At 51.5% G+C, this 9,637-nt stretch carries 10 protein-coding genes, 3 tRNA genes and 1 pseudogene; 3 read left to right on the top strand and 11 right to left on the bottom strand.

Going from position 1 to position 9,637, the window contains the following annotated elements; genetic code table 11:
• The 3 genes and pseudogenes from ACLUYS_RS07995 to ACLUYS_RS07985 form a co-directional block, all read right to left on the bottom strand.
• Positions 1-350 (bottom strand): annotated as a pseudogene (locus ACLUYS_RS07995) (serine dehydratase subunit alpha family protein); the annotation flags it as partial.
• A gap of 352 nt (positions 351-702) precedes the next feature.
• Positions 703-1,599, bottom strand: a complete 897-nt coding sequence (locus tag ACLUYS_RS07990; RefSeq protein WP_412659553.1) for a MalY/PatB family protein — start codon at positions 1,597-1,599, stop codon at positions 703-705.
• Between the two features lie 326 nt (positions 1,600-1,925).
• A complete protein-coding gene (locus ACLUYS_RS07985; protein ID WP_230267627.1) occupies positions 1,926-2,909 on the bottom strand; it encodes a hypothetical protein in 984 nt (327 codons plus the stop codon).
• Between the two features lie 187 nt (positions 2,910-3,096).
• On the opposite strand from ACLUYS_RS07985, the gene ACLUYS_RS07980 reads away from it, so the two are divergent.
• Both ACLUYS_RS07980 and ACLUYS_RS07975 read left to right on the top strand, forming a co-directional pair.
• Positions 3,097-3,795, top strand: coding sequence for a chromate transporter (locus tag ACLUYS_RS07980; protein ID WP_230267626.1), 699 nt, complete (start codon positions 3,097-3,099; stop codon positions 3,793-3,795).
• The gene (locus ACLUYS_RS07975) at positions 3,788-4,348 is read left to right on the top strand and encodes a chromate transporter (RefSeq protein ID WP_230267625.1); all 561 of its coding nucleotides are present in this window, start codon (positions 3,788-3,790) and stop codon (positions 4,346-4,348) included. Before ACLUYS_RS07980 ends, ACLUYS_RS07975 begins: the two co-directional genes overlap by 8 nt.
• A 200-nt stretch (positions 4,349-4,548) precedes the next feature.
• Here ACLUYS_RS07975 and ACLUYS_RS07970 read toward each other — a convergent pair whose 3' ends face one another.
• The 8 genes from ACLUYS_RS07970 to ACLUYS_RS07935 all read right to left on the bottom strand — a co-directional run bounded on the left by ACLUYS_RS07970 (position 4,549) and on the right by ACLUYS_RS07935 (position 8,775).
• Positions 4,549-4,980, bottom strand: coding sequence for a hypothetical protein (locus ACLUYS_RS07970; protein ID WP_288340192.1), 432 nt, complete (start codon positions 4,978-4,980; stop codon positions 4,549-4,551).
• 227 nt (positions 4,981-5,207) lie between these two features.
• Positions 5,208-6,371 carry an FprA family A-type flavoprotein gene (locus ACLUYS_RS07965; protein ID WP_412659552.1) on the bottom strand — a complete coding sequence of 388 codons (1,164 nt, stop codon included), beginning with the start codon at positions 6,369-6,371 and terminating at the stop codon, positions 5,208-5,210.
• 255 nt (positions 6,372-6,626) lie between these two features.
• Positions 6,627-7,073: a potassium channel family protein gene (locus tag ACLUYS_RS07960; RefSeq protein WP_230267622.1), complete on the bottom strand. Its 447-nt coding sequence runs from the start codon at positions 7,071-7,073 to the stop codon at positions 6,627-6,629.
• On the bottom strand, positions 7,070-7,489 hold the full coding sequence (locus ACLUYS_RS07955) for a potassium channel family protein (RefSeq protein WP_230267621.1): 420 nt from the start codon (positions 7,487-7,489) through the stop codon (positions 7,070-7,072). The genes ACLUYS_RS07960 and ACLUYS_RS07955 overlap by 4 nt, the downstream gene beginning before the upstream one ends.
• A 212-nt stretch (positions 7,490-7,701) precedes the next feature.
• Positions 7,702-8,439 carry a hypothetical protein gene (locus ACLUYS_RS07950; RefSeq protein WP_230267620.1) on the bottom strand — a complete coding sequence of 246 codons (738 nt, stop codon included), beginning with the start codon at positions 8,437-8,439 and terminating at the stop codon, positions 7,702-7,704.
• Between the two features lie 91 nt (positions 8,440-8,530).
• Positions 8,531-8,604 (bottom strand) — tRNA-Gly (locus tag ACLUYS_RS07945).
• A 3-nt stretch (positions 8,605-8,607) separates the two neighbouring features.
• Positions 8,608-8,691, bottom strand: a tRNA-Tyr gene (locus tag ACLUYS_RS07940).
• A gap of 8 nt (positions 8,692-8,699) precedes the next feature.
• A tRNA-Val gene (locus ACLUYS_RS07935) sits at positions 8,700-8,775 on the bottom strand.
• 368 nt (positions 8,776-9,143) lie between these two features.
• Between ACLUYS_RS07935 and ACLUYS_RS07930 the strand changes: the two genes are divergently transcribed.
• Positions 9,144-9,637: peptidoglycan bridge formation glycyltransferase FemA/FemB family protein (locus ACLUYS_RS07930; RefSeq protein WP_412659551.1), on the top strand; the 494-nt coding region annotated here is incomplete at its 3' end.

The following is a 9,637-nucleotide window of genomic DNA, read 5'->3' as shown; positions in this document are numbered from 1 at the left end:
ACCGTGATGGGCGTCTGCTTCAAAAAGGCGTACATCTGTGCTTTCTGCTCCGGAGTGACCTGAGCGATGACTTCAAGCGCCTGATCCGCCTTTCCTGCCACAATTCCCGCGGCGGCTGCGGCCGCAATGCCTTTGCTTCCGTCCGTATTGGGAACGACGACGCTTTTTACGTTTTTGATAATATTGCTGCTGACGGACACATTTACGGACTCCGGCAGACATCCAAGCACGTCTCTGGCTTTAGCCGCGGCATAGGCAATCGCAATCGGCTCCGTGCATCCCATTGCGGGAATGAGTTCGTCCTTCAGTATTTGCGTATACGCCGCATAGAGCGGACTTTCCTTATTCATAAGTCTTTCCTTCCTTTCCCTGACCGTATTTCCTGTTTTCTTCTATCTCACACCGTTCTATCTCATGCCGTTTCCTGCTTTTGCCTGCCTTCTGTCACCAGGTCGTCGACGGCCTTTTTGAGCCGATGCATAGCCTGTTCGAGAATGGATCTTGGACAGGCGGCGTTCAGGCGCATATAGCCGGAGCTGCGGTCAAACGATCGCCCTTCGTTCAGCCCTCTCAATGAAAAAATCGCGCAGCGCATCATCGCTCAGATGCAGATCCCGGCAGTCCAGCCATATCAGATACGTTGCATTGGGATGATTTGGCCGGATTTGCGGAATCCATTTTTTGCAGAAGTCGCAGACGCAGTCAAAGTTTCCCTGCAAATAGAAGAGAAGCTGGTCCAGCCACTCTTCGCCATGCCGGTACGACGCTTCCATCGCCACTGAACTGAAGGCGTTGTTTCGATGAATGTCCATGGCGCCCCAGAAGCGGTCGAAACGCTCTTTTTTCTTCGCATCCGGAAAATCGTCGTACTGGCCTGCATTCCGGCGAGGTTGAACGTCTTGGAAATAGAGGTGCCGTGATGACATGCCGACCAATATCTTCCGACAGAGACGCGGTCGGGATATGTCGACACCCGTTAAAAATCAGATCCGAATGAATTTCATCCGAAACGATCAGCACATCGTTTTCGATGCAGATTTGCGCCATGCGTGTAAGTTCGTCCCGGCTCCATACCCGTCCGACGGAATTGTGCGGACTGCAAATCAGGAAAATTCTGCATGTTCTGGCCTTTCGGGCAAAATCATCAAAATCGATTTGCCAGCGCCCGTTCTGTTCCAGCAGCCGGTTTTCGACCACAATTCGACCGCTGTCCTCAACGATGTCGTAAAAGTCGGAATACACCGGCGTCTGAATGGGAATACGATCCTGCGGATCGGAAAAGATGTGCAAAATGGCGCTCATGGCCGGGACGACGCCAAGACTCCAGCTCATTAACTTCGTATCCGGCTTCCACTGGTTTCGCCGCAGCTGCCAGTCCTGGACCGCCTGAAAATAGCTGTCGGGTCTTGATGTATAGCCCCAAATGCCTTCTTTTGCCTTGGCGACACAGGCGTCAATGATCGGCTGTGCCGTTTTGAAATCCATATCCGCCACCCAGAGCGGAAGGACATCCGCCCGACCGAATTTCTGCAGGCGTTCGTCGTATTTGGCACAACGGTATCCGGTTCGATCGATAACTTCATCAAAACTGTATTTCATCCTCAGCCCCCTTTCATTGCGGGCATCGTAAAATCGTGCGAGGCGTGTCTCGCAAAATATACTTCTATCTGATTTAAATGATACACTAGCTTTTCGATGGACTGACCGCCCTTTTTCGAAAATGGCCGACCAGATTTTCTTCATTTGTCCTCCGGTTCTGGCCTTGTCTTCTGCGCCTGCAATCATGGAGAAAAGTGCCGGTTTTCCGGTGATCCAGCGGCAGAAAGCTGCTGCGTCAAAACCGAAAGCAGCAGCGCAGCAGCCGTGCAGAAGCCCAAAAGAGCGCAAAAAAGACCCGGCTTTTCTGGCTGGGTCTTTGGCAGTTTCTATTTGGAATTGTCGTCTCCGGCAGCATTTGGCGTCTGCTGGGGCTGGGCGGATGGATCCGGAGTCTGCGTTCCCTTAGTCAGGAAGTAGACTTTGTTTCCGCAGTCGTCCGCGCCTTCAAGATAGAAGAAATAGTTGTTTGGAGAAAGCTGATTCCATGCGGTACCGGCTGCGTACAGATCGGAGAAGCTGTAGTAGACTTCCGCGCTTTCTGCACCGGCAGGCAGCGTGGAAATCGAGCAGGCCGTCGGAACGCTCGGTTTGTCGGGCTTCTGATCATCGACCGGTTCTTCCGGATCAGGAATCACCGGCGTCTGGGAGCCATTGCTGGTGTCGTCCCCATCTGGAGACGGAACCACTTCGTCATCGAACTGATCGGACGCAGTAATGTGGGTATTGTCGGCAACGACGTTGATCGTAATTTCGATCGAGTTCGTGTTGCCGGCCGCGTCGGTCGCCACGATCGTTACCGGATACGTGCCTTCCTTGTTCAGGTTATAAAAACCGTCAAGGCGGATTTCCACATCCGATTTATCGTCGGTCCGATAAATTTTCGAGAAATCGAAGTCGGTTTTGCCGACCGGAATCGTAACGACTGCGGAAGGCGAAATGAACTCCGGCATCACGGTATCTTCCACGCGCAGCGTTACCGGATAGTCCTTGCCGTCGTATTTGAGCGTCAGCTTGTACGTACCGATATCGAGGTACTTCTTATCTTTGGATGTGACGGTTTCCTTGAAGCCGTTATAGGTATATTTGTCGGAATCCGTCTTCAGATCGGAATCGACGGTAATTTCGTTCAGAATGCTCTCATCCGGCTCGTTTAACAGATACTCGGAAGGAGCCAGGGATACTGTTTCACCAAGCTCTACGGTTTTGTCGCTGACCACTTTCAGATCCTGTCCGGATCCGCCAGAACATCCTGTCAGCACGAACAGGGACAGCGCAATCACCGGCTTGAGAAGCCGTTTCAATCGTTTCATAATCAACCTCATTTCAAGACAGGAATATACACGTCATCCTGCCTGGATTGTAAATAAAGTCTCTAACCTTTTCTCATCGTGTAATTTTCTTCCGCTTTTCTCAAGCCTGCTGACCTGTTTCAAGTCGAAAGTGTTGACCCTCAAAGAATCAGAGAACAAACTAAGGAAAAAACGGAATTTAACGCTTATGAACATTTATGCAGATTTATTTCTAACCTTTTCCAAAATCGGCCTGTTCACGTTTGGCGGCGGACTGGCCATGCTTCCCATGCTGGAAAAAGAAGTCGTCAACAAGAAGCACTGGGCAACGTATGACGAACTGATGGACTATTACGCCATCGGTCAGTGTACACCAGGAATCATCGCCGTCAATACCGCCACGTTTGTCGGATACTCCCAGAAAAAGACCCCCGGCGCCATCATGGCGACAGCCGGCATCGTCTTTCCTTCGCTGGTCATCATCATGCTGATCGCGTCGCTGATGACCTCGTTTGCGGATCAGCCGATCGTTCAGCACGCCCTGGCGGGCATCCGTATTGCGGTATGCGTTCTGATTATGCAGGCCGTTTTGAAGATGTTCAAAGCCGGCGTCAAAGACTGGTACGCTCTGGCTCTGTTTGTCCTGTTTCTGGGACTTTCCTACTTCAATCTGCTTTCCGCGACGATCATCGTCATCCTGGCAGCCGCCGCAGGCATTCTGGGAAAGAAAGCGCCTGTAAAGTGGCCGGCGTTAGCTAAAGCCAAAGCGTCGTCTGCGACGAATCAGCCAAAACAAGATACGACAGAAACGCCGTCTGCGCAATCAAAATCCGACGCGAACGTGCCCGCAAAGGCGAGCGCCAAGCTGGAAGAGAGCGTAAAGCCCGAGGAGGACCGTCATGCTTAGTCTGTACTGGACCCTTTTCCTTGAATTTTTCAAAACCGGTCTGTTTTCGGTCGGCGGCGGTCTGGCCACCATCCCGTTTCTTTATGAGATGATGGAGCGCTATCACTGGTTTACCGAACAGGATCTGCTCAACATGATCGCCATTTCCGAATCCACTCCGGGACCGATCGGCATTAACATGGCAACCTACGTCGGCTATCACGCCACCGGCAATAACATTCTCGGCGGAATTCTGACAACGGCTGCTCTGGTCATGCCAAGCGTCATCATCATCTGCGTGATCGCACGGGTTCTGCAGTCGGCCAAGGACAACCCCTACGTACAGGACGCGTTTTACGGACTGCGCCCCGCTTCCTGCGCGCTGATCGTATCGGCGGCCATCGGCGTAGTGGTCAGCGTACTCTTCCCTTCGGGATTCGTACTGAATCAGAGCTTCTGGATCAATCTGGGCCTCATCGTGCTTTTTGGCATCGTGGCCTTCTCCTTTAAAAAGCTCCACCCGATCGCGCTGATTGTCATCTGCGCGATTACGGGTATCGTACTTCAGCTCTGATTATGGCGAAAACTCTTAAAGTTTTCGGAACCAATTTGAAAAGAATAACGAAACAAACGGCGCTGTGCTCCTTTTGAGAAATCACAGCGCTGTTTCTGTGTTCTTTCCAGTCCCTCTGGATTCAGTTCAGCCTTGTCTGCTCTGACACAGAAGGACAGGCAGATGTCTGACTTTTCTTTTGCACACGCTTTTCCGTGTCTTCAGCTCAGCTTTCCGTTTTCAAGAGCCAGTTCCTGCGCCTGAAACAGCTGGAGCACTTCACCAAGCGGAAGGTGCAGCGAACGCAGAAAATCCGGCTGCACATTGGCGCCGTGAATCGAGCCGTCTTCAAACTGACAGAGGGCGAAAATGAGATTGCTCTGGTTGACGCCATAGTAAACGGTACACATTTCCTGCGCCGAGCTCTGCTCTATGCGCTGGCGCAGAAGATCAAGCAGGTCTGCAGAAGGCGTATACAGAATCGGATAGCTGTTCAGTACGGAAAGCACCGTATTCCACTGTTCGTCTCTGGCTTCTTCCTTCTCTGCCATTTTTAAAAGCGTTGAGCGATCGATTCCGGTCTGCTTGCTCAGATCTTCGAGCGTAAAGCCATTCTGGGCCAGTTTCTGCTCGAGCCACGTTTGTTCATTCATAAAGGATCCTCCGCCGATTTCTCCGCGTCTCTGCATCGGTTTCTGGTTTTCACCTGGGCGATGGGTATGGACTGCGGAACACTTTATCGGTCTGTTTTTTTTCAGAATCGAACAGCCCCGCTCTTTTTTCACGCGAGGTGCCCGTCTGTCTTTCTTTCGCAAAAACCGTTCTAAATCAAAAAAAGCCATGGAAGCATCCAGAGCGGATTTTTCCATGGCGATTGGTTTTATTCTGCAGCGATCAGGTGATCGGCGAGTTCTTCCATTGGGGCGATGTCTTTTTCCTTGAGCGACGTTGTAATCGTTACGACCGGTTCGACATACTGGATATCCTTGCAGCCTTCGAGGATGGATTTCATCGTCTTGGCAGCGCTTGGTGCCCAGGATCCGTTCTGGATCATGGCAATCGTGCGGTTCTGGAAGTTCTTGTGGGCAAGAATGGACAGCACGCGTTCCATCGCCGGGAATACGCCGGCATCATAGGAGCAGGCGATCAGCACGATTTTTTTGCAGCGGTAGCACTGGGCAACGGCTTCGTGCGTATCCTGACGGGTTACGTCCATGAGGCGGACTTTCTGTCCTTTCGCTTCGAGAATTTCCTTCATGCGGTCTGCAACGACATTCGTGTGACCGTGGATGGAAGCGACGAGGATCAGGATTTCATCCGCTTCCGGCGTGTAGCTCGACCACTTGTCGTACAGACTGATGTAGCGGCCAAGGTCTTCTTTCAGAACTGGTCCGTGGAGCGGGGCGATGATGGCGATATCGAGGCCGGCTGCCTTTTTGAGCAGAGCCTGTACCTGTTTTCCGTATTTGCCTACGATGTTGATGAAATAGCGGCGGGCTTCATCATCCCACGGTTCATCTGTTCCGCTGGCTCCGAATTTTCCAAAGCCGTCTGCGGAGAACAGGATTTTGTCCTTGTCATCGTATGTCACCATGACTTCAGGCCAGTGTACCATCGGAGCCATGACAAAAGTCAGCTTGCGCGTACCCAGATCGAGCATGTCGCCTTCTTTTACGGAAAGACGATGATCTTCCGGAATTGGAGTGACTTCAAAATTGGGAATCATGGACCAGGCTTTCGCGCTGGCAACGACAGTGGCTTCCGGATGCGCTTTGAGAATGGCATCCAGGCTTCCGGAGTGATCCGGTTCCAGATGCTGCACTACCAGATAATCGAGCGGTTCGCCGGCAAGCGCTTCTTCTACATTGGCCAGCCACTCATTTGTACGACGGCGGTCAACGGTGTCCATCAGCACATTTTTTCCATCCTTAATCAGATAGGAGTTGTAGCTTACACCGTTAGGAACTTTGTACTGCGATTCAAACAGATCAATGTCGCGATCCTGACAGCCCACAAAATAGACTGTGTCGGTAACTTTTTCCATATGTATTCCTTTCTGGCCTTCCCTTTTCAAAAACGAAGACCTGCTTTCTTTTTTCTGTTCCTGGATCGTTCATTCACGAAAGTCTGCAGGCAGGCTAACGGATGGGATCCTGCCGGGTCTTGCCCGACGAACACGTCTGGCGGCGTTTGAACCGGCATTTTGGAACAGGAATCTATCTTCATCAATTTTACTTCATTCATACATATACTGCCCAGAAATCAGGCGATCTCTCCTGCTTTTGCGCGGTATGGGCTTTCACGCCTTCGTGGGCGGCTCGATTTCTTTCGAAGGATCGTACCGGGAAATCTGACGGCTGAGGTGGTCGATCTGATCGTCATCGAGATCTTCGAGATGTTCGAGCTGATCCAGCATGCGCGCAATGGATTCGCCCTGTCCAAGCCGGACTGTTTCAAACAGCCAGCTCGCTCCTACGCCGCAAAGAAATCCCATTGTCAGAATGCCGTTCAGGCCGAGTACTACCGAAATGAGGCGGGAGACCAGCGTCGTCGCTTTCAGATCGCCAAAGCCGATGGTCGTCACTAACATGAATCCGTACCAGATCGCATCCCACCACGAATGCAGATCTGGATCGGTAAGCCACAAAAGAAGCGTGGCAACGAGAAAGAACCCGACAAACGCCGTCAGATAGCGACGGGTATGCGTCTGCTTGAGAATCAGAGAAAAAAGACTGATCACCTTCATGCCGCGTTCTCCTTACGAATCTGCGCGGACAGCTCTTTTCTCTGCGCCGGGCTCATCTGCGAAAGGTTTTGGAGAGCTTCGCCATGTTTCTGCATAACCGCCTTTCTTTTGCGGGTCAGTTTTTCAAAGTACGACGAGGCGATCAGGCCGGGAATATAAGCGGCCACGACAGCTCCGTAAATGCCGAGAAGTATCGTGAGAATGCGGGCCAGCGGCGTGGTGACCGTATAATCGCCAAGCCCGATCGTTGTCGCGACGCTAAAGCCCATCCACAGCGCATCGCCATAGCTGGAAATCGACGGGTCGTTCCAGAGAATGAGCGCGCAATCGACAAAGTAAAAAATCAGAAACGAATACAGCAGCTTGTCGCCGCCGGTCTTTTTCATCATGCGATGATAATTGCGAACCGTATTCATTGTTTTGCCCCTTTCCAAACCGGTATATGAAAGAATAGCCCGATACGCTGCAGACGTATATTTACCTGCATTGTACCGAGCTGTGTGTCTGGACGGATCGGGTGTGCCTGTCCGCTTACGGCTTCCGATCGAAAAATCGGATAAGCGGTAAGCGATAAGAGATACGGCATTTCGCCTCATTTAAGAAAGGAGCATTCCGAAGCGGTCAGAGGTTACTTTTTCGAAGCGTCCGAATCCGCGTCCGGATTTACTGTCTGGGAACTGGCAGCATCCTGCGAAAGAGAGGTACCTTCCTGGGTATCGATCGTGCGGATTTTCCAGTTTCCCTCGGCATCGATGCTCACGTCGATCGTATAGTAGACCGGTTCGGCATCCAGCTTCATAATCGCGTTTTTCAGATCTTCCAGGTAGAAGTTGACGAAATCGCCGTACACAGTGCTCTTAAAATTTTCTGTCGATCCGAAAATGGCCATGGCGGAATTGACGGGGTGACTCATCGCGTAGCGGCCCAGCGAAGAATAGAGCACAGAAGAAGCCAGCGAGCTGTCGATCTGATCGAACGGAACGCAGACACCCTGAATTTCGATTTCCAGTCCGTCTGGCTTGTATTCAATCGTCCTGACGGTGCAGTCCTTCATGGTTTTGACAAACACCTGCGTCAGAAGGCGGGCACTCGCTTCCTGCGTTTTGGCGGGATCGCCATATTCGTTCAATTCACTGACCAGAGTCTGGTAAAAACGGGTCAGCGTCTGGGGCGCGCTCAGAGTGACCTCTCCTTTTTCACTCGGTTCATCGGATGGATTCACAAACGAAGCGGTAAGAGAGGAAACCTGCCGCTGCAGGCCAAACAGAGCGGCGCCACTCAGTCCTGTGAAAATACACAGGATCACCAGGAGCGTAATCACAATCGCTTTAAAATGGTTTTTCATGTCCTTATTATACGCATGCATGAATTTCTCACGAGAGCGGGTATGTAAATTCCGTCGATCTAAGTTTTTTTAGTGCACAAAAAAACGGGACCGAAGTCCCGAAAATTTCAAATGGAGCAGGTGATGAGAATCGAACTCACGTAGTCAGCTTGGAAGGCTGAAGTTCTACCATTGAACTACACCTGCAAGTGGTGGAGAGAGGCAGATTCGAACTGCCGAACCCTAAGGAACTGAGTTACAGTCAGCCGCGTTTAGCCACTTCGCTATCTCTCCATTCACAATGGTGGAGGCTAACGGGCTCGAACCGCTGACCCTCTGCTTGTAAGGCAGACGCTCTCCCAACTGAGCTAAGCCTCCATTGTGTACTAGTTTTTTGTGTACTAGTTTTTGATTTGTGCTGTCGTTTGACTGCCTGATTAATATATCAGGTTTTCCAAATCGGTGCAACTCAATTTTTTAATTTTTTGAGCCGCTCGATCGGGTCATCCGACGGTCTTTTCCGGCAGCCGTCTGGCTGTCCTGAAGAAGACAATCGGGATTATACAGGGTATTTCCTAAAAAACGCAAGCCCTAAGATTTCACGAATTTTCCAGGTCGCATTCATCGCTGCGTGCCGGTTTCAGCGATCCATTTTCAAAATGGTATAGTGAATACGCTTATTCGACGATCGCGCCTTTTGCACGGTCTTCGAATCTTCTTTTATGACTAGAAAGAGAGGTCTGCTCTTGAATATACGAACCCTGACGTACGAGCAGTATGCGAAGTTTCTGAACGACTCGCATATGGCTTACAGCTTCCTGCAGAGCGGCGACTTTGCCCGCGCGCACGAAGCGCATGAAACTGTCCGCTACTACGCCGGCGAAGAAGACGGAAAAATCCTGTATGCGATTTACGCCATCTTCCGTCCTGCCTTCCGCCTGTTTACTTACGCGTCTTCCCCGCGCGAATGGGTCAGTGCCTCCCCGGAACTCGCCCAGGATCCCGTGAAACTCGAACAGTTTGTTTCCGGCATGCGACAGACGCTCAAAAAAGAAGGGGCACTGCTGTGGCTGCTTGAAAGCAGCGTAGAATACCAGCCGCACGATAAAAACGGCGATGTCGTTGAAGGTCTCTTCTGCAACGAAAGCTACCGCGACCTTCTGGCTGGCCTCGGCTTTGAAAAGACAAAGCTCTGGCGCGGCTACGATGAACGGTTCCAGTCCCGCTGGGTGTCCTGGAT

The sequence above is a fragment of the Allobaculum sp. genome, assembly GCF_047010065.1.
GTDB lineage: Bacteria > Bacillota_I > Bacilli_A > Erysipelotrichales > Erysipelotrichaceae > Allobaculum > Allobaculum fili.
The sequence above is the reverse complement of the archived record's forward strand: the minus strand, read 5'-3'. Positions and strand labels throughout refer to the sequence as shown.